The following is a 17,946-nucleotide window of genomic DNA, read 5'->3' on the forward strand; positions in this document are numbered from 1 at the left end:
CGACGGACCGTCAGATCCCTTTGCTGGGAACATACACCGGAGGTTCCCCTCCCGAGGTCTGCCTCCGCCACATCCTGCGGGCGGTCTCCACATAGGCGCTCGCACGGGCCAAGTGCCCCTCGGGCGGGGGATGATCCTTCAATCGGGTGAGCTGTCGGACCATGGCGTGGACGAACACCCTTCCCTCGCGGGTGAGGCTCTGCGATCCGGCCAGCGCGGGCAGCGCGGCGCCAACCTGTTCGCGGCAGCGGGAGTGCTCGGCCCACGCCTTGTCGCGTTCCGCCGGTTCCTTGGCGACCAGGGCGAACAGCTGCCAGTACTCGGCGAGCGCCAGATGCGAGTACGCGCCCTGCAGCAGCCCGTCGAACGGCCGGGCGTCGGGCCGCCAGGGCGCCCAGTACCGGTGCTGGGCGCCCGCCGTGTGCAGGGCGACGAGATCGGCCAGCGCCCCCAGCTTGGCGTGCTGCAACTCGTGCACGAGGGTCGCGGCGAGGTAGGCGGGGGTCCGCGGCGTGCTGCTGAGCACCGCGCCGAAGGCCTCGCGGCGGGTGCCGCTGCAATGTGCGGCACCACTGCCGTGCGGGGCCGCCCCGGGCGGCGGGGCCAGCGGCACGACGCAGTCCAGCAGTCCGGCCACCTCGTCGGAGCGCACCGTCCCGCCGAGCGCGATCAGCGGCAGGGAGCCGGTCCAGGCCGACTGCCACTGGTCCGCCTCCGCGGCGCTCAGCCGCTCCCCGGCCCGCAGCCCGTGGCGCTCCAGGCCGCTGTCCGCCGTACGGAAGGGGTCGATCTCGTCGAGCAGGACCGGTCGCGGCCCGCCGGTGAGGACCCGCAGCGAGAACCAGCGCGGATCCTCCGACCGCCAGGTCCCGTCGATGCGGCGGCGGATCGCTACGGGCGCGCCGCCTTCCGGGGTGATCGTCAGCAGGCGGCCGTCGAAGCGGAGTTCCGCCGTACCAGACTCCTGGCGACCGGGGCCGTCGGGCGTACTCAGGGCGCCCAGGGTCGGCAGCGTCAGGGCGCCGTCCCCTTCGGCGAGCCGGAGGGTGAACGGCAGGCCGGCGCGTACCGCGGCGGCCGCCGCGAGGGCGCCGAGGTGGGCGAGCTCGCGGCTGAGCTCCGGCCCGTCTCCCCCGCTGCCGAGACGGCGCAGGCAGCGGCGGACCCAGGGGCCGACGAGCGGGTAGAACAGCACCCGGCGGGCCGCGGCGCGGTCGGCCCGCTCGGCCGCCTCCAGCAGCGCCCAGTGCCGGCGGCACCGTACGGCGTCCGGGCCGGGTGTCTCGGCGACCGCGTCGAGCAGGGCGCGCAGTTGGAGCAGCCGCAGCGTGTGCTGACCGGCGGCGAGCAGCGCGAACGTACCGGGTCCGCCGTGGGTCCCGCCGAGCTCCCGGAGCACGGATTCGGAGATGCCGGCGGGTACTCCGAAGGAGCGGCCTGCGGTCATGCCGCGGCCGCCTCGGCGAGCCGGGCCGCGACATGGCGGATCAGACGCTGCAGGTCGGCGCAGTACACCGACGGGTGGCGGAAGCCCTCGCCGGCGAGGTACCGGTGGGCGTAGTGCCCGCCGCCGCACACCTGGACCAGCGGGCAGCGCCGGCACTGTCCGGCCAGCGCGGCGACCCCGCCGTGCCGGGCGGCGACACCCGGGTGGGTGAGGGCCTCGTCGAAGGCGTGGTGGAAGACATCGAGCCCGGTGGCCGCGGCACCCTCGTAGGCGGACTTGAGCGAGTCCACCTGCTCGATGCTGCCGTCGGTCTCCACCACCACGGCGTCGAACGGCCGCAGCCCCAGCGATTCGGTGGCCGCGGGGACGCCGAGGAGCAGCGCGAGGCACTCCTCGAAGATCCGCACCCGGACCCGGCGGCGGTCGGACCGCCACCACCGGTCGAAGACGGTGCAGAGCCAGTCGCCGTACGGGGCCGGCCGCTCCGCGGGCGCGGGCAGGCCGGGCGGCGGCACGCTCCAGTTGCCGTGCGGGAGGAGGAAGTCCAAGGCCGGAGGCCCGAAATCGAGCAGCGAGTCGTAGACCTCGGCGGGATCGGAGGCGAGGTCCACGACGCAGAGCACGCCCGCGTAGCTCGCCCGGTGCCGGTCCTCGGCGAGCAGCCGCAGCCCGCGGGCGGCTGCCGGCCACGACGGGCGTCCCGCGTGGTCCACGCGCGCCCGGTTGTGGCCGGGCAGTCCGCCGTCGAGGCTCACGCCGACCCGGATCCGGTGGGCGGCGAGGGTACGCAGCCGGTCCTCGTCGAGCAGCGTGCCGTTGGTCTGGACGGTGGCGTGCACGGTGCAGTCCGCGGGCACCGCGGCCCGTACCCGGTCGACGACGGCGCCCAGCACGGCGGCTTCGGCGAGCAGCGGTTCGCCGCCGTGCAGGACGACGGCGATGTCGCCGAGCCCGTGCGCGGCGGCGTGTTCGGCGATCCGCGCGGCGGTGGCGTCGAGCACCGGGGCGGCGGGCGCGGCGGGGCGGCCCCGCCAGCCGCTGTCAGGGCCCGCGTAGAGGTAGCAGTAGCGGCAGGCGAGGTTGCAGCGGCCGTTCATCTTGAGGATGAACTGGCGGAAGGGGACCGGACGGGGTCCGTCCGTATCCGCCTCCCACGGCGTCCGCTCTTCCTCCGCCTGCTGCCTCACGTGAAATCCCCCGTCCCCCGGTCCGTGGCGGAACCTTCCTTCCGGCGTGGAGACGCAAACCCCGAAGGATCGACGTTGTCCGGATCGGCGCCACACACGACCGAAACCGGGCCGATCAAAAGGCGTTGCCGAATCCCCAGAGCATTTCCGTCGGTTCGCCGAGCCGGGTGCGCAGGCCCTCCAGCACCTCGGACAGCACGGGATGGTCCAGCTCCCGCAACGTCTCCAGATCCAGGTCCAGCAGATCCGGCAGTCCCGCCGCGCTCTGCGGCGCCCCGGCATCCTTCGATGGCCCGGATTCCGCCGCCATTCCGGTACGCTCCGCGTTCTCTTGCTGACGCATCGTCACACCACCCTCAATTCCCCGCAGTTGGGGCCCATCTGGGATGCCCGCCCGCCGGGCGGCCAAAACCCCCGGCGCGGCGTCCGGGACGCCGCGCCTACCGTCCGCCGCCCAGACCGGCCAGCCGTTCCGCCGTCCAGTCGGCATCCCGGCCGCCGCCGTCCGGCAGTCTGCGCCACTCCTCCAGGGCCGCCCGGTACGCCTCCCGCGCGGCGCGCGGCCGCTGCGCGGACTCGTACACCACACCGCGCCAGTGGTGCGCCTCCGCGGCCAGCCGCACCGCCGCCGACGGGTCGAGCAACCCCTCCTCGGCCGTCCTGGCCGTCTCCGCCGCCCTGCGGAAGGCGTCGGCCGCCTGGTCCAGCCGGTCGGATCCCCCGGTGTGCCGGAAGTTCAGCCGGTTCGCCTCGCCCAACTCCAGCCAGGCGCCCGCCCGCACCAGCGGCGCGCCGCCGTTCCTGGCCGCGAGCCCGAAGATGTGCTCCGCCTCCCGGAGATCCACCAGGTCCTCACGGGTCCGGTAGCGCAGCAGCAGCGCCCGGCCCAGCATCATCAGCCGCTGCGTGAGCCGGGGATGGCCGGCCGGGGACTGCATCCGGCAGTCCCGCAGCACCCGGATCGCGCGGGAGACGAACGCCGTGCCGCCCGCCAGCTCCGCCCGCTGGAGCAGGACCGCGCCCCACTCCTCCATCAGCTCGCCGTACTCGGGGCGGTCCCGCTGCATCTGCCGGCCCGCCTCCTGGAACCGGTCGGCGGCCTCGTCCAGATCCGACGGCGGCCCGCCCGCCGCGTACCGGTGCACCCACAGCCGGGCGGACCGGACCAGCGCCTCGGCCCGGAGCGACTGCTCCCTGACGTCCTCCAGCGTCCGCGCCACCAGCCTGCCGGCCTGCTCCAGCCGGTCGCCCGCCAGCAGCAGCGCGTCGGTCAGCAGCAGTTGGACCCGGACCCGGTCCTCCATCGGCGCCTGCTCGGCGGCCAGCGCGGCGCAGGCGTACTCCAGCGACTCGGCGGCCTGCCCGGCGTATACCCGGGACCGTTCGGCGTCCTCGCCGGTCCCGGCCAGCATCAGCAGCGCCCGCCCGCGGGCCAGCGACAGCCCGGCCGGCTGGGGTATGTCCTCCCCCGCCCAGGGTCGGCCGTCGGAGAACGCCTCCAGCATGCCGATGGTCTCCTGCAGCGGCCCGGTGTCACCGCTCAGCCGCCACTGCTCCTCCAGCACCTCCGCGCGCTGCAGGGTGATCCGCAGCGTCTCGTCCGGCTCCAGGCCCACCGCCGCGCCGGCCGCCGTGAACTCCCGGTCCGCGCGCCGCAGCAGCTCCAGCGCGGCCTGCCGCTGGCCCACTCCGCGCAGGTCGGAGGCGGCGGCGTGCAGCACCCGGGCCAGTACCGCGCGGGCCCGCACCGCGCCGGGCGAGGCGGCGGCGGTCTCCGCGGCCTCCTGCGCCTCGCGCAGCAGCGCGGCCCCGCCCTGCAGCCGCCACAGCCGCAGCAGGTTCTGCGCCAGCTCGCTCCACAGCTCGGGATCGGCCTCGGTCGGCAGCCCGGCCGCCGCTGCCCGGCGCAGCAACTGCACGGCGTCCAGCAGGCTCTGCACCATGCCGTCGGACTCGAAGCGCCCGACGAGCACCCGGGCCCGTTCCAGCGCCGCCTCGGAACGGGGAGCGCCGGTGCCCGTGGCGCCCATCTGCTCGGCCACGTCCGTCAGCGGGATGAAGCGCTCCAGCACCTTCGCCGCCACCTGGGCGAACGGCTGCGCGGCCCGCCGGGCCGAGTCCTCCACGCTGCCGTCCAGGGTGGGCATCCGGCCGCGGGCGGGCTCCTCGCCGCGGTCGTCCGCCAGCTGGGCGATGGCCAGCGCCGGGAAGTTGGGGCCGCCGAGCCCGAAGCGCTGCTCGACGTACTCGGAGCAGTGCTTGAGCACCAGCAGCGCCTCGTCCCGCCCCAACGGGCCCAGCAGGACGTCCTGGACGCCCTCGGCGAACTCGTACCACTGCGCCGGCGGACGCGCCGGCGGCACCTCGCCGATCACGGTGCCGTACGCGGGCGTGTCCATCACCGTGCCGTACGGGGGTGTCTCCGTCCCCGGGCCGCCGGAGCCGCCCGAGCCCGCCCGGGTCAGCAGCCCGCTGAGCAGCACCTCGGAGAGTTCCGCGGGTCCGGAATCGGGCAGCATCGTGCGCTGCACCAACTGCATGACCGGCAGGTAGAGCGGCGCCGCGGCGACGTACACCGCGAGCTGCGCCGCGCCCGGCGAGGCGGCGGACCGGAAGCGGGCGACCAGCTCGGCCGGGGCCAGCGGTCTGCGCGGCCGGGCCGGCGGCGCGGCCGGCTGGTCCGCGCGCACCCAGCCCACCGCGGCCGGCACCGGTCCGGTGCCGGTCCCGGACAGCAGCCGCGCCCACGCGCCCAGCGCGGCGGCGGTCGGCGGCAGCACCGGGATCGGGACCATGCCGGGAGGCTCCAGCGCGCCCTCCCCCTCGAAGTGCAGCGACGCCGACTGCCCGGGCCCCTGCCCGCGCATCAGCAGTCCGTACGAGGTCGGCAGCCGGGTACGGGACCACAGCCGCTGCGGCAGCGGCTGCAGCACGGCGACGGGCGCGTGCCGGGAGAGCCGGTGCAGCAGCCGGTGCGCCTCGCCGCTGCGCCACAGCGGGCCGGCGCAGTCGCTGACCAGCACGGTCACCTGACGTCCCGTCGGGTCGTTGAGCTGGTCGGCGGAGCGCAGCCCGGCGGCGCCCGGCTCGAAGCGGCGGCTGACGGCGGCGCCGCCGTCCGGGGACTGGTGCAGATACTGCACATGGACATCGCGGAAGGCGCCCAGTTGGCCGAAGACCTGCTGGAACTCGCCGAGCATGCGCTCCCACACGTACATCGAGGACGACGCGTCCATCAGCAACTGCAGCGAGGCGTCGCCCCGCGAGACGCTGCGGAAGACCGGCATCAGCAGGCCGCCGGCACGCGCGCTGCACTCCGCCGTGGCCGACTCGTCCAGCTCGCTGCGGATCGGCGGCGCGGCGCTGTGGTACCGCTGCAACGGGCGCAGCGCCCGCTGCAGTTCCAGCAGTCCCGGCAGTGCGGCCGCCTCGGGCACGCCGATGGAGATGGCGCCGCCCGGCAGCGCCGCACCCCGCTCGCCGCCGGCCGTGCGGTCCCCCGGGTACAGCGCGACGCTTCCTCCGAGCAGGCCGCCGCCGGATTGGCCGGATCCCGCCCCCGCACCGTCGCCGCGGTCGGCCGCGTCGCCGGCCGGTGCCTGCGGCCGGTCCGGTGCGCCGGTGCCGGCCGCCCCTGCCGCCCGGTCCGCGGGGCGCGGACCGTCGGCCCATTCGCCGGGCTCCGCGCCGGCTCCTGCGGGCTGCGACCAGCGGGCGAGCCACACGGCATCGGCCAGTTCACCCAGGTCGGGATCGAGACCCGCCCCGCGCAGCCGCTCGATGATCTCCGCGAGCGGATCGCGGCGGGGCAGCGGCGGCTGCGCCGAAAGTGACTCCGACGGAGGCGGCTGCGGCTGCGACGGGGGTGGCGATGTCACACCCTCACCTCGGCCTGTCGAGTCGCTGGATGAGCATGTCGGCGAGCCGGTCGCGGGACGGCGGCGCGGCGTGGTGCGTGAGGTATATGGCGTTCAACAGCTGGTCGGCGGCGAGAAGTTCGCTGCGGGAGCGCTCCAGGAAGCGGGTGATCAGGTCGTCGCCGATCCGGGCCGCCTCGGTCCCCAGGTGAGCCCGGACCACGGTGGCCAGCCGCTTGTGGTCGGGCTGCCCCAGTTCGAGGTGGATGCAGCGCCGCAGCAGCGGGGCGGGGAAGTCGCGTTCGCCGTTGCTGGTGAGGACGACGAAGGGAAAGGCCCGGCAGCCGACCCGGCCGTCCTCGACGGTGACCTTCGTGCTGTCGTCGGTGAGCACCTCGACCCTGGGCTCGCGCTCCGCGAGCCGTTCGAGCTCGGGGATGGCGAACTCGCCCTCCTCCAGCACGTTCAACAGGTCATTGGGAAGATCGATATCGCTTTTGTCTAGTTCGTCCACGAGAAGGACGCGCGGCCGGGCCGTCGGCAGCAGCGCCGTGCCGAGCGGCCCCAGCCGGATGTAGCTGCCGATGCCGCCCGGCGTCTGCGCCCGGCCGCTCGCCGCGATCTGGGTGTCCTGGAGCCGGGCGATGGCGTCGTAACGGTAGAGGCCGTCCTGCAGCGTGGTGCGGCTGACGATGGGCCAGCGCAGCACCCGGCCGAGGCCGAGTTCGTACGCGACGGCATGCGCCAGGGTGCTCTTGCCCGTGCCGGGACTGCCGGTGACCAGCAGCGGACGGCGCAGGTACAGGGCCGCGTTGACGATCTCCAGCTCTTCGGGGCTCGGCCGGTGCAGCTGCGCCATGTGCCGGTACGCGCCGAGGCGGCGGGTCGAGGCGCTGTCCGTGCCGGGGCCGGGCTCCACGAGCGGGCCGCCGTCGAAATCCCGCCAGGGCGGCGGGTCGGGCAGCGCGCTGATGCCGTCATGGGGCTCCCCGGCACCCCGGTAGATGAGCCATTCGTTCTCTTCGTTGCCGTCGGTCCCGGCATTCGCGTCGGGCCGCGCGTTGATGTCAGGCACTACATGCTCCTCGTCGCTCGTACGTCGATGGCAGGAGCGCAGACCACGTATCGACCGTCCCACGGAGTGGGGGCGGAACATAAGGGGTGTGTTCGGCCGGTCATGGCGTCTCCAGCGGCTGATCGGTGCCGGGCAGCGGGCGGGTGGGGTCGTCGTACAGCAGGATCAGTCCCTTGGAGAAGTAGGCCTCGGGCTCGCGACGGGCGAGATCGGCACGCAGCTTACGCACCGCCTCCGGAAGCCGGTCCGCCTGCGCTGCGGCCGCGACCGTACGCTCCACCCCCCGGTGGAAGTCCGAGCACACCAGGTCCCGTTCGGCCCGTTCGCGGCGCCACAGGACCACTCCGTAGCCGGCGTTGGTGACCCGCCGCAGATTCGCCGGACCGTCCTCGGAGTCCGAGGCCCGGCACAGCACCGGCACCGAGTACAGCCCCCGGAAGCGCAGTTCGGCGTCGGCGGGCACCGGCGCCGGCGCCCCGCCGTCGCAGTCCAGGATCACCGGCTCCATCGGCCCGGCCTGCACCCGCTTCCAGCGGGCCCGCCGCAGGGCCGCGTCCTCGCCGACCTCGTCCGGGTCGTACTCCGGGTCGGCCCGGCGCACGACCACCGGGCGCAGCTCGCCCAGCGGCGGCCCGTCCGCCGGCATCCGCCAGGTGTCCACCGGCAGTCCGAGCAGCGCTCTGACCAGCGCCACCTGCAGGACCGCCCGGCGGTCCGGCTCGTCGCAGCGGCGGAACGCCTCGGCGAGCGGGGCGCTCAGCCGCAGCGGCAGCTCGCCGAGGTGCGTGCCGTCGGCGCCCTCGGCCACCGGCCGGACGTCGCCCGCCGCGTCCACGATGGCGATCCGCCAGTCGTAGCTGTCCCGTTCCCAGCCGCGGCGGTCGATCTCCAGCAGCACCGAGGGGTACGAGACCGCCTCGTGGGCGGGCGGACCGCCGACGCCCGGGGTCCGCACTCCGGACGGGCCGGGGTCCGTCCTGCGGTCGTTGATCCGGGCGAGCCATTCGCGGCCCAGCTCGTTGCGGAAGCCGCGCGACAACTCCCGCTCGCTCGCGGCGACGGCGGCCGCCCAGTTCCACAGCCGGCGCTCGGCGCCGTGCGCCGCCTCGTACGGGCGCTCCGCCGTCGCCACGTGCACGCAGTAGCGCAGCACCGTCTCCAACTCGCTCTGGCCGCGCCGCAGTTCGTACAGGAGCCCGAGGCCGTCGCGCCAGCCGCGCGGGGCCAGCGGCAGGTTCTCGCAGGGCTGGCCACGCAGCTCGTTGACGGTCGCCAGCAGGCTCACGGTGCTGACCGGCGGCGGGAGTTCGGCGAGCAGACCGAGCAGCTCGGTGCGCATCCCGGGCGACAGCGCGCGCCCGGCGGTGGCGCCCAGCAGGTTGTGGGCGTCGGTCCAGGTCGTGCGGTTGGTGTCGGCGAGCCGGTGGCGGTCGGCGTGGTGCCGGTCGTGGGCGTGGACCACCCGCTGGAAGAGGTCGTCGGCTTCGGCCCCGACCGGGCCCTGCGGCAGCGGCAGGCCGCGCAACTGCACGACGGACACGGCCAGTCCGCCGTCCTGGCCGCCGCGCCGGGCCTTGAGCACGCCGATCACCTCGCCGCGCGCGAGGTCGACGACCGGGCCGCCGGAGGCGCCCGACGGGATCTCGTCCTCGTTGCCGAGACGGAGCTTGCCGTCCTTGCCCAGTTCGCCGCGGATCGTGCACCGGCCGCTGACGTCCTCGACCTCGCCGTCGACCTCCATGCAGCCGAAGAAAGCGACTTCCTTGCGGGTGAACACCTTGGAGGTGCGTTCGGTGAGCCAGACGCAGGCGTGCGGCGCCGGTTCCAGCAGCCGGATCAGCGCGAGATCGGGGGCCGGCCACAGCCCCGAGCCGGGATTCTCCAGCGGCTCGGCCCATTCGACGCGGCCGCGGACCGTGCGGCCGTCGAAGGTGATTCCGACTTCACGCCCACCGTCAGCCACAGCGCCTCCCTCGCCCCGCAGCGCCACATGGGCGCAGGTGAGCACCCAGTTGGGGGCGACGAAAAAGCCGCTGCCCCACGGGCGGACGGCGACGTCCCCGGCGGCCGGACCGCCGGACCCGTCCGGGGCATACCCGGGCGGCGGGGCATGAACACGTACGGTGGCGGCTCTCACCAGGGGCGCCAGGGTCTCGAAGGGATCCGAGTCCTCGTCCTGTGCGTCCTGTGCGCCCCCATACCCCCCTGTCACGCCGCGTCACCCCCCGTTCGGCCAGCTGTAACGAAAGGCTAGCGGCCTGCGCGGACCCGCGCGAGGGAGTGTGGGAATGCTGCCTATCCTTGCCTGGAATGTCCCACCGTCCCCGTGTCGCGGTGTCCGTGTGCACCGGTGACCCCCGCTTGGAGCTATGGAGCATCCCGTGTACTTCACCGATCGCGGTATCGAGGAGCTGGAGAGCCGGCGCGGCGAGGAAGAGGTCACCTTCGAGTGGCTCGCCTCCCGGCTGCGGGAGTTCGTCGACCTCAATCCCGACTTCGAGATCCCCGTGGAGCGGCTGGCCACCTGGCTGGCCCGGCTGGACGACGAGGACGACGAGGAGTGACGGCCCGCGCGGGCGCCGCTCCGGCGCCCGCCGACTCCGCCCGGCAACGGCTCGCGTACCGCTCAAGACCGCGGAACAGGTCGCTTGACTTCTCCAGTACGCGATATATCGTGTCTATCAACAGACGCGATATGTTGCGTTGCCTGGCGTACCACCGAGGAGGGTCGACATGAGCGGAACGTCGGAATGGACCGTGACGGAACCACAGAAGCTCGTCTTCGACGCGCATGTCGACACGGTGCGCGTGCGCATCGTCGGCGGTGCGGTGAACGTCGTCGGTGTCGAGGAGGGCCCGGCCCGGCTGGAGGTCAGTGAGCTCGACGGACCGCCGCTGATCGTCAGCCTCAAGGGCGGCGTCCTCACGGTCAGCTATGACGACCTGCCCTGGAAGGGCTTCCTGAAGTGGCTCGGCGGCAAGGGCTGGGAGCGGCACGCGGTCGTCTCGCTCGCCGTGCCGCAGCGCACCCGCGTCGAGGTCGGTGTGGTCGGCGCCAGCGCGGTGATCTCCGGTATCTCCGAGGGCACCCAGGTACGCGGGGTCAACGGGGACGTCACCCTGGTCGGTGTGGCCGGCACGGTCAGCGCCACCACCGTCTCCGGCAACGTGGAGGCCCAGGCGATCTCCGGCGACCTGAGTGTCAACACCGTCTCCGGTGACCTGACCGTCGTCGAGGGCAGCGGCGCCCGTATCAAGGCCGAGTCCGTCAGCGGCAACATGGTGCTCGACCTGGCCCCCGTCGAAACGCCACCGGGCGCCGACGTCCGGCTGGCCACCGTCTCCGGCGAGATCGCCATCCGCATCCCCGAACCCGCCAACGCCGAGGTCGACGCCAACACCACCAGCGGCGCGGTCTCCTGCGCCTTCGAGGACCTGCGGGTCACCGGCCAGTGGGGCGCCAAGCGCATCACCGGCCGGGTCGGCTCCGGAGGTGCGCACCTCAAGGCCACCACCGTCTCCGGCGCCATCGCCCTGCTGCGCCGCCCACCCGTCGACGACGAGCCGGCCGACGCGTCGACCGACGAGACCCCCTCACTCCGGAAGGACATCTGAGATGGCCCCCGTCTTCGCCCACGGCCGTCTGCGGCTGTACCTCCTCAAGCTCCTGGACGAGGCACCGCGGCACGGCTACGAGGTCATCCGGCTTCTCGAAGAACGCTTCCACGGCCTCTACGCGCCCTCCGCCGGCACCGTCTACCCGCGGCTGGCCAAGCTGGAGAAGGAGGGCCTGGTCACCCACAGCACCGAGGGCGGCCGCAAGGTGTACTCCATCTCCGACGCGGGCCGCGCTGAACTGGCCGCCAGGGCCGACGAGATCGCCGACCTGGAGAACGAGATCCGCGAGTCGGTCTCGACGCTGGCCGCCGAGATCCGCGAGGACGTCCGCGGCGCCGCCGGCGACCTGCGCCGCGAGATCAGGGCCGCCGCGCAGCAGGCCCGCAGCGCCCCCGCGGGCGGCGGCCCCGGCACCGACTTCCGCGCCATGAAGCAGGAGTGGAAGGACCAGGCACGCCGCGCCAAGGAGGAGAGCCGCCGGGCCAAGGAGGACGCGCGCACCGCGCGCCTCCAGGCCAAGGAGGCACAGGACTTCGCCCGCGACGAGGTGCAGCGGATCGCCAAGCAGGTCCAGGAGCAGGTGCAGTCCCACGTCCGCGAGGGCGACTGGCAGGGCGGCCTCAAGGAGGGCCTCGCCGAACTCAATCGCGAACTGGGCGCGCTGGGCCGGGCCACCGGCCACATGTCGACCTCCTGGCCCGGCTACCTCAAGAACGACCCGGACGGCACCACGGCCGAGGCGGAGACCGAGGCTCCGGTGGACGAGCCGGAGTGGGCCAGGGAGAGCGACTCCGAGGACGCCGCGGCCGACCCGGCCCGCGAACTCGAACGCCTCCTGGACCGTTTTCGCGACGACATCCGTGACGCGGCCCGCGACCGGGGCGTGGACGCCGGCCAGTTGCGCGAGACCCGCCGCCATCTGTCGACGGCGGCGGCCCGGATCGGCGCCGTGCTGCGCGGCCGCAAGAGCTGACGCCACAACGGGCAGCGGGCTCCACCGGTCGGAGCCCGCTGCCCGTCGGCCCGTCGTCAGCCCGTCGTGAGCACGATCTTTCCGAACAGCTCGCCGCCCGCCATCTTCTCGAAGCCCTCGCGGGCCCGTTCGAGCGGCAGTACGGAGTCGATCACCGGCCGGACGCCGGTGGCCGCGCAGAAGCTGAGCAGATCCTCCAGCTCGTCCTTGGTGCCCATCGTCGAGCCGACGACCTTCAGCTCCAGGAAGAAGATCCGGGTGAGTTCGGCGGCCGGCGGGTTCGAGCCGCTCGTGGCGCCCGAGATCACCAGAGTGCCGCCGGGCCTGAGCGACTTCACCGAGTGCGACCAGGTGGCGGCGCCCACCGTCTCGATCACCGCGTCGACCCGCCGGGGCAGCCGCGCGCCCGGCTCGAAGGCCGCCTCCGCGCCCAGCTCCACCGCGCGCTCGCGCTTGGCCTTGTCCCGGCTCGTCGCGAACACCCGCAGCCCCGCGGCCTTCGCCAGCACGATCGCCGCCGTCGCGACCCCGCCGCCGGCGCCCTGCACCAGAACGGAATCCCCCGGCCGCACGCCCGCGTTGGTGAAGAGCATCCGGTACGCGGTCAGCCACGCGGTCGGCAGGCAGGCCGCCTCCTCGAAGGAGAGCTCGGCCGGCTTGGGCAGCACGTTCCAGGTCGGCACCGACACCCGCTCGGCGAACGTCCCCTGGTACCGCTCGGTGAGGATCGAGCGCGGCTCGTCCGGTCCGACGCCGTGCCCGGACTGCCCGATGACCGAGTGCAGGACGACCTCGTTGCCGTCCTCGTCGACCCCCGCCGCGTCGCAGCCGAGGATCATCGGCAGCCGCTCCTGCCCGAGCCCCACCCCGCGCAGCGACCACAGGTCGTGGTGGTTGAGGGACGCGGCGCGCACCGTCACCGTCGTCCACCCCTCCCGGCGTTCCGGCTCCGGGCGTTCCCCCAGCTCCAGGCCTTTGAGTGGCTGGTCACGGTCGATACGTGCGGCATAGGCAGCGAACATGCCCAGAAACTATCGGCGCGATCGACATCCGGTGAAGACCCCGCCGTACGAAGCGACATACGTCACCCCGACCGCGGTGCAACCTCCCGCGCCTCCCACCCCACTGACGAAGTGACGGGCTGTCCGCGGATGCGGGCACGCACGGAAACGCACCGGCGCCGGTGACCGCCCCGCGGGGTGGTCACCGGCGTCCGCGCGTACCGGTCATCGGCGGGCGACGCCCTCCGCGCGGGCGGCGGCGGCGACCGCGGCGGTGACGGCCGGGGCGACGCGCTCGTCGAACGGGGACGGGATGACGCAGTCGGCGCTGAGCTCGTCGGCGATGACGGCGGCCAGCGCCTCGGCGGCGGCGATCTTCATGCCCTCGGTGATGCGCGAGGCGCGCACCTGGAGGGCGCCGGCGAAGATGCCGGGGAACGCCAGTACGTTGTTGATCTGGTTCGGGTAGTCGCTGCGGCCGGTGGCGACCACGGCCGCGTACTTGTGCGCGACGTCCGGGTGGATCTCCGGCGTCGGGTTGGCCATCGCGAAGATGAAGGCGCCCGGGGCCATGGTGGCCACCGCCTCCTCGCGGACGGTTCCGCCGGAGACGCCGATGAAGACGTCCGCCCCGTCCAGGGCGGTCTCCAGCGAGCCGGAAAGACCAGCCTTATTGGTGTACGAGGCCAGCTCGCGCTTGACGGAGTTCAGGTCGTCACGGCCGCCGTGCACGATTCCCTTACGGTCGGTGACGGCGACATCGCCGATCCCGGCCTCGACGAGGATCTTCGCGATGGCGACGCCGGCCGCACCCGCGCCCGAGATCACCGCGCGCAGCTGGCCCAGCGACCGGTCGGTGAGCTTGGCGGCGTTGCGCAGCGCGGCGAGCGTCACGACGGCGGTGCCGTGCTGGTCGTCGTGGAAGACCGGGATGTCGAGGCGCTCCTGGAGCTTCCGCTCGATCTCGAAGCAGCGGGGGGCGGAGATGTCCTCCAGGTTGACGCCACCGAAGGACGGGGCCATCCGCACCACGGTCTCGACGATCTCGTCCACGTCCGTGCAGGCCAGCGCGATGGGGACCGCGTCGACCCCGCCGAACTGCTTGAAGAGGATGGCCTTGCCCTCCATCACCGGCAGGGAGGCCTCCGGGCCGATGTCACCGAGTCCGAGCACCGCGGTGCCGTCCGTGACCACGGCCACGACGTTGGACTTCCAGGTGTAGTCGTTCACCAGATCGGGCTGCTCGGCAATGGCCGTGCACACCTTCGCGACACCCGGCGTGTAGGCGAGGGACAGATCGTCCGCATCGCGCACCGGCACGGTCGCGGTCACCTCCATCTTTCCGCCGCGGTGCAGGGCGAAGACCGGATCGATGGGAAACGTGTCCGTATCGGTCCGAGTATTGACGATCTCCGCTGCCACAATTGACCCCTTTGTCTGATTTGGTTTCGAGGGTACTACCTCCAGAAATGGAGATAGGCGGGCTCGGCATCGGTACACCCAGGCACTTGAGTGGTCCTGAAGGCACCGGTGCCAGGCATGCCGCACGCATGCCATGGGCCCCGGGATGAGGGGTAAGGATCCGTTCTACCGGAAGACTGATTCCGCTGACGAGTCCAATTCGGCTGCATCAAGGTGGCGCAGATCGGAATTGTCGGCATACAGCGCGGCAAAATGTCCGAATGGAGGGACGGCGCGGATACTGTGTGCGACTGGTCGGCGTGGCCTCACCGCGGTCCGGCCTTGGTGTGCCGGCCTGGTGAGAGCCCGGGGATCGCCCGTTATCCGATATTGACACAACTGGACCCCTGGCTGGGTCTGAGCGGATGGCAAGATGCGGAGATCACACTGGGTGGCGGCACACAAAGTGCAGTGTCCGACCCCATATGTCCGTTTCTACTCACCCCTCACCCTCTCTCCGCAGGAGGAACCAGCAATGACCGCACGCATCACCCGCCGTCTGACCGCCACCTCTCGAATCACCGCGGTCGGCGCGATCGCGGTCGCGGGCACCCTGCTGCTCAGCGGCTGTGGCGACCAGACCAACAAGTCCGGCACGAGCACCAGCACCAGCGCCGGCGCCTCGAGCGGCACCGCGACGCTGTTCTCGAAACTGCCGAAGAAGTACCAGGACTCCAAGGTCATCAAGGTCGGCACCGACGCGTCGTACGCCCCGATGGAGTCCACCGAGGGCAGCAAGATCATCGGTATCGACCCCGACATCGCCGACGCGCTCGGCAAGGTGCTGGGTGTGAAGTTCCAGTTCACCAACGGCACCTTCGACGGCCTGCTGACCTCGGTCTACACCGGTCGCCAGGACGTCGCCATGACCGCCATGAGCGACACCAAGGCGCGCCAGCAGGGCCTGGACGACAAGGGTCAGAAGATCGGCAAGGGCGTCGACTTCGTCGACTACTTCAACTCGGGTGCGTCCCTCATCGTGAAGAAGGGCAACCCGAAGGGCATCAAGTCGCTGGACGACCTGTGCGGCCAGACGGTGGCCGTCCAGCGCGGCACCATCTACGAGACCATCTTCAAGAAGCAGGCCGAGAAGTGCGGTAGCAAGAAGCTCGCCATCGAGTCCTTCGACACCGACACCGAGGCGCAGACCCGGGTGAAGGCCGGCGGCGCCGTCGCGGACATGAACGACTACCCGGTGGCCGCGTACATCGCGAAGACCTCCGGTGGCGGCAACGACTTCGAGGTCGCGGGCTCGCCGACGGACGCCGGGCCGTTCGGTATCGCGGTCGACAAGAGCAACACCCAGCTGCGCGACGCCCTCAAGGAGGCCGTGGACGCAATCATCAAGGACGGCTCGTACCAGAAGGTCCTGGAGAAGTGGCAGGTCACGGACAGTGCCCTCAAGCAGGCGACCATCAACGCCGGCTCCTGATCCACGCGCACTTCTGAAGGGCAGTCACAGTGACTGACAAGTTCGACAAGGTGCCGGCCGAGACCCCACCTCCCCGGCCCCCGGCTCCGCACACCCCGTACGAGGCCATCAAAGCCATCCCGATCCGCCACTACGGCCGCTGGGTGAGCGGCGTGGTGGTGGTCGGCCTGCTCGGCTGGCTCGTCTACGCGTTCTCGCAGGGCGACGTCATCTGGTCCACCGTCGGGGACAAGCTCTTCGACCCGGAGGTCCTCAAGGGCCTCTGGCACACCGTGGTGATCAGCGTCATCTCCATGGCGCTGGGCCTGGTGCTCGGCGTCGTCTTCGCGGTGATGCGGCTCTCGAAGAACCCGGTGACGGGCGGTGTGGCCTGGCTGTACATCTGGTTCTTCCGCGGCACTCCGGTGTACGTGCAGCTGCTGATGTGGTTCAACCTGGCGCTGATCTTCCCCATCCTCAATCTCGGGTTCTACAAGAACGAGATGGTCGATGTCATGACCCCGTTCGTCGTGGCCCTGCTGGGCCTCGGTCTGAACGAGGGCGCCTACATGGCGGAGATCGTCCGGGCCGGCATCCAGTCGGTCGACGAGGGCCAGACCGAGGCGTCCCACGCCCTCGGTATGACCAGCGGACGGACCATGCGCCGCATCGTGCTCCCGCAGGCGATGCGGGTGATCATCCCGCCGACCGGCAACGAGTTCATCAACATGCTGAAGACCTCGTCGCTGGTGTCCGCGGTGCAGTACGTGGAACTGCTGCGTGCCACCTCGAACATCGGTTCGGCATCGGGTGCGGTCATGGAGATGTTCTTCGTCGCCTCGATCTGGTACCTGGCTCTGACCAGCGTGTTCAGCGTCGGGCAGTACTATCTTGAGCGGCGGTACGCCCGTGGCTCGCTGCGCAGCCTGCCGCCCACGCCGTGGCAGCGCATCAAGCGGAACCTCGGCACGTTCCGCCGTACGGAGGTGGCCCGATGACCGCTCAGCCCATGGTCAAGGCCGAGGCCGTCCACAAGTCCTTCGGCCTCGCCCACATCCTCAAGGGGATCGAGCTGGAGGTCGCGCCGCGCGAGGTGTTCTGCCTCGTCGGCCCGTCCGGCTCGGGCAAGTCCACCTTCCTGCGGTGCATCAACCACCTGGAGCAGATCAACGCCGGCCGCCTGTGGGTGGACGGCGAGCTGGTCGGCTACCGGCAGAAGGGCGACAAGCTCTACGAGCTGAAGGACAGCGAGGTGGCGGCGAAGCGGCGGGACATCGGCATGGTGTTCCAGCGCTTCAACCTCTTCCCGCACATGACGGCGATCGAGAACGTCATGGAGGCCCCCGTCCAGGTCAAGGGCGAGACCAAGGCCACCGCCCGGGCCCGCGCGGAGCGGCTGCTCGACCGGGTCGGCCTGGCCGACAAGGCGGCCCAGTATCCGTCGCAGCTGTCCGGTGGGCAGCAGCAGCGGGTGGCCATCGCCCGCGCGCTGGCGATGGAGCCGAAGCTGATGCTCTTCGACGAGCCGACCTCCGCACTCGACCCCGAGCTCGTCGGTGACGTCCTCGACGTCATGCGCGGTCTCGCCGAGGACGGCATGACGATGATCGTCGTCACCCACGAGATGGGCTTCGCCCGCGAGGTGGGCGACGCGCTGGTCTTCATGGACGACGGTGTCGTCGTCGAGGCGGGAAACCCGCGCGACGTCCTGAGCAACCCGCAGCACGACCGCACCAAGGCGTTCCTGTCCAAGGTGCTGTGACCCGAACGGAGAGGCGGGGGGGGGGGGGGCCGGGGGCCCCGCCGCCCTGTCACTGTGCCGGGCGGAGCCGGTGCGTGGATCAGGATTCGCGGGCCGAGATCTGGGTCAGGCAGGTGAGCAGACTCCGGTTGAAGGTGGCGATGAAACCCTCCGG

Annotated in this window: 14 protein-coding genes; 6 read left to right on the forward strand and 8 right to left on the reverse strand. The window is 72.3% G+C overall.

Translation table 11 applies throughout. The features are described 5' to 3' along the window. Positions 1-10: 10 nt before the first annotated feature. The 6 genes from AC07DC_RS39430 to AC07DC_RS39455 all read right to left on the reverse strand — a co-directional run bounded on the left by AC07DC_RS39430 (position 11) and on the right by AC07DC_RS39455 (position 9,778). Positions 11-1,447 (reverse strand): aKG-HExxH-type peptide beta-hydroxylase, encoded by a 1,437-nt coding sequence (locus AC07DC_RS39430; RefSeq protein ID WP_478919647.1) that lies wholly within the window; start codon positions 1,445-1,447, stop codon positions 11-13. After that, entirely contained in the window at positions 1,444-2,634 is a 1,191-nt protein-coding gene (locus AC07DC_RS39435; RefSeq protein ID WP_478919649.1) for an FxsB family cyclophane-forming radical SAM/SPASM peptide maturase, read from the reverse strand. Before AC07DC_RS39435 ends, AC07DC_RS39430 begins: the two co-directional genes overlap by 4 nt. Positions 2,635-2,749: 115 nt before the next feature. Further along, the gene (fxsA, locus tag AC07DC_RS39440; RefSeq protein ID WP_478919651.1) at positions 2,750-2,977 is read right to left on the reverse strand and encodes an FxSxx-COOH cyclophane-containing RiPP peptide; all 228 of its coding nucleotides are present in this window, start codon (positions 2,975-2,977) and stop codon (positions 2,750-2,752) included. Positions 2,978-3,074: 97 nt separating this feature from the next. Beyond that, positions 3,075-6,512: an SAV_2336 N-terminal domain-related protein gene (locus AC07DC_RS39445; RefSeq protein ID WP_478919652.1), complete on the reverse strand. Its 3,438-nt coding sequence runs from the start codon at positions 6,510-6,512 to the stop codon at positions 3,075-3,077. 4 nt (positions 6,513-6,516) lie between these two features. Next, entirely contained in the window at positions 6,517-7,566 is a 1,050-nt protein-coding gene (locus AC07DC_RS39450) for an AAA family ATPase (protein WP_478919653.1), read from the reverse strand. 100 nt (positions 7,567-7,666) lie between these two features. Beyond that, positions 7,667-9,778: a VMAP-C domain-containing protein gene (locus tag AC07DC_RS39455; RefSeq protein WP_478919654.1), complete on the reverse strand. Its 2,112-nt coding sequence runs from the start codon at positions 9,776-9,778 to the stop codon at positions 7,667-7,669. A 169-nt stretch (positions 9,779-9,947) separates the two neighbouring features. Here AC07DC_RS39455 and AC07DC_RS39460 point away from each other — a divergent pair, with 169 nt between their 5' ends. The 3 genes from AC07DC_RS39460 to AC07DC_RS39470 all read left to right on the forward strand — a co-directional run bounded on the left by AC07DC_RS39460 (position 9,948) and on the right by AC07DC_RS39470 (position 12,157). Beyond that, complete coding sequence (locus AC07DC_RS39460; RefSeq protein WP_478919655.1) at positions 9,948-10,130, forward strand: DUF6104 family protein; 183 nt, start codon at positions 9,948-9,950, stop codon at positions 10,128-10,130. A gap of 169 nt (positions 10,131-10,299) precedes the next feature. Further along, complete coding sequence (locus AC07DC_RS39465; protein ID WP_478919657.1) at positions 10,300-11,181, forward strand: DUF4097 family beta strand repeat-containing protein; 882 nt, start codon at positions 10,300-10,302, stop codon at positions 11,179-11,181. 1 nt (position 11,182) lies between these two features. Then, positions 11,183-12,157: a PadR family transcriptional regulator gene (locus AC07DC_RS39470; protein ID WP_478919658.1), complete on the forward strand. Its 975-nt coding sequence runs from the start codon at positions 11,183-11,185 to the stop codon at positions 12,155-12,157. Between the two features lie 56 nt (positions 12,158-12,213). On the opposite strand, the gene AC07DC_RS39475 is transcribed toward AC07DC_RS39470, so the two are convergent. Then, positions 12,214-13,179, reverse strand: coding sequence for a zinc-binding dehydrogenase (locus AC07DC_RS39475; protein ID WP_478919660.1), 966 nt, complete (start codon positions 13,177-13,179; stop codon positions 12,214-12,216). 204 nt (positions 13,180-13,383) lie between these two features. Beyond that, a complete protein-coding gene (locus AC07DC_RS39480; protein ID WP_478919661.1) occupies positions 13,384-14,580 on the reverse strand; it encodes an NAD(P)-dependent malic enzyme in 1,197 nt (398 codons plus the stop codon). 514 nt (positions 14,581-15,094) lie between these two features. Between AC07DC_RS39480 and AC07DC_RS39485 the strand changes: the two genes are divergently transcribed. Genes AC07DC_RS39485 through AC07DC_RS39495 form a run of 3 tightly spaced genes read left to right on the forward strand, consistent with a single transcriptional unit; the run spans position 15,095 to position 17,792 of the window. Then, on the forward strand, positions 15,095-16,051 hold the full coding sequence (locus AC07DC_RS39485) for an ABC transporter substrate-binding protein (RefSeq protein ID WP_478919662.1): 957 nt from the start codon (positions 15,095-15,097) through the stop codon (positions 16,049-16,051). Positions 16,052-16,080: 29 nt separating this feature from the next. Next, positions 16,081-17,028 carry an amino acid ABC transporter permease gene (locus AC07DC_RS39490; RefSeq protein WP_478919663.1) on the forward strand — a complete coding sequence of 316 codons (948 nt, stop codon included), beginning with the start codon at positions 16,081-16,083 and terminating at the stop codon, positions 17,026-17,028. After that, positions 17,025-17,792, forward strand: coding sequence for an amino acid ABC transporter ATP-binding protein (locus AC07DC_RS39495; RefSeq protein WP_478919665.1), 768 nt, complete (start codon positions 17,025-17,027; stop codon positions 17,790-17,792). Before AC07DC_RS39490 ends, AC07DC_RS39495 begins: the two co-directional genes overlap by 4 nt. The last annotated feature ends 154 nt before the right edge of the window (positions 17,793-17,946 follow it).

It is taken from the genome of Streptomyces sp. NPDC045021 (assembly GCF_056432645.1).

Coding starts and splice junctions, on each gene's coding strand:
- AC07DC_RS39495 (WP_478919665.1), top strand. CDS start 17,025: ATGACCGCTCAGCCCATGGTCAAGGCCGAGGCCGTCCACAAGTCCTTC.
- AC07DC_RS39475 (WP_478919660.1), bottom strand. CDS start 13,179: ATGTTCGCTGCCTATGCCGCACGTATCGACCGTGACCAGCCACTCAAA.
- AC07DC_RS39465 (WP_478919657.1), top strand. CDS start 10,300: ATGAGCGGAACGTCGGAATGGACCGTGACGGAACCACAGAAGCTCGTC.
- AC07DC_RS39485 (WP_478919662.1), top strand. CDS start 15,095: ATGACCGCACGCATCACCCGCCGTCTGACCGCCACCTCTCGAATCACC.
- AC07DC_RS39430 (WP_478919647.1), bottom strand. CDS start 1,447: ATGACCGCAGGCCGCTCCTTCGGAGTACCCGCCGGCATCTCCGAATCC.
- AC07DC_RS39470 (WP_478919658.1), top strand. CDS start 11,183: ATGGCCCCCGTCTTCGCCCACGGCCGTCTGCGGCTGTACCTCCTCAAG.
- fxsA (WP_478919651.1), bottom strand. CDS start 2,977: ATGCGTCAGCAAGAGAACGCGGAGCGTACCGGAATGGCGGCGGAATCC.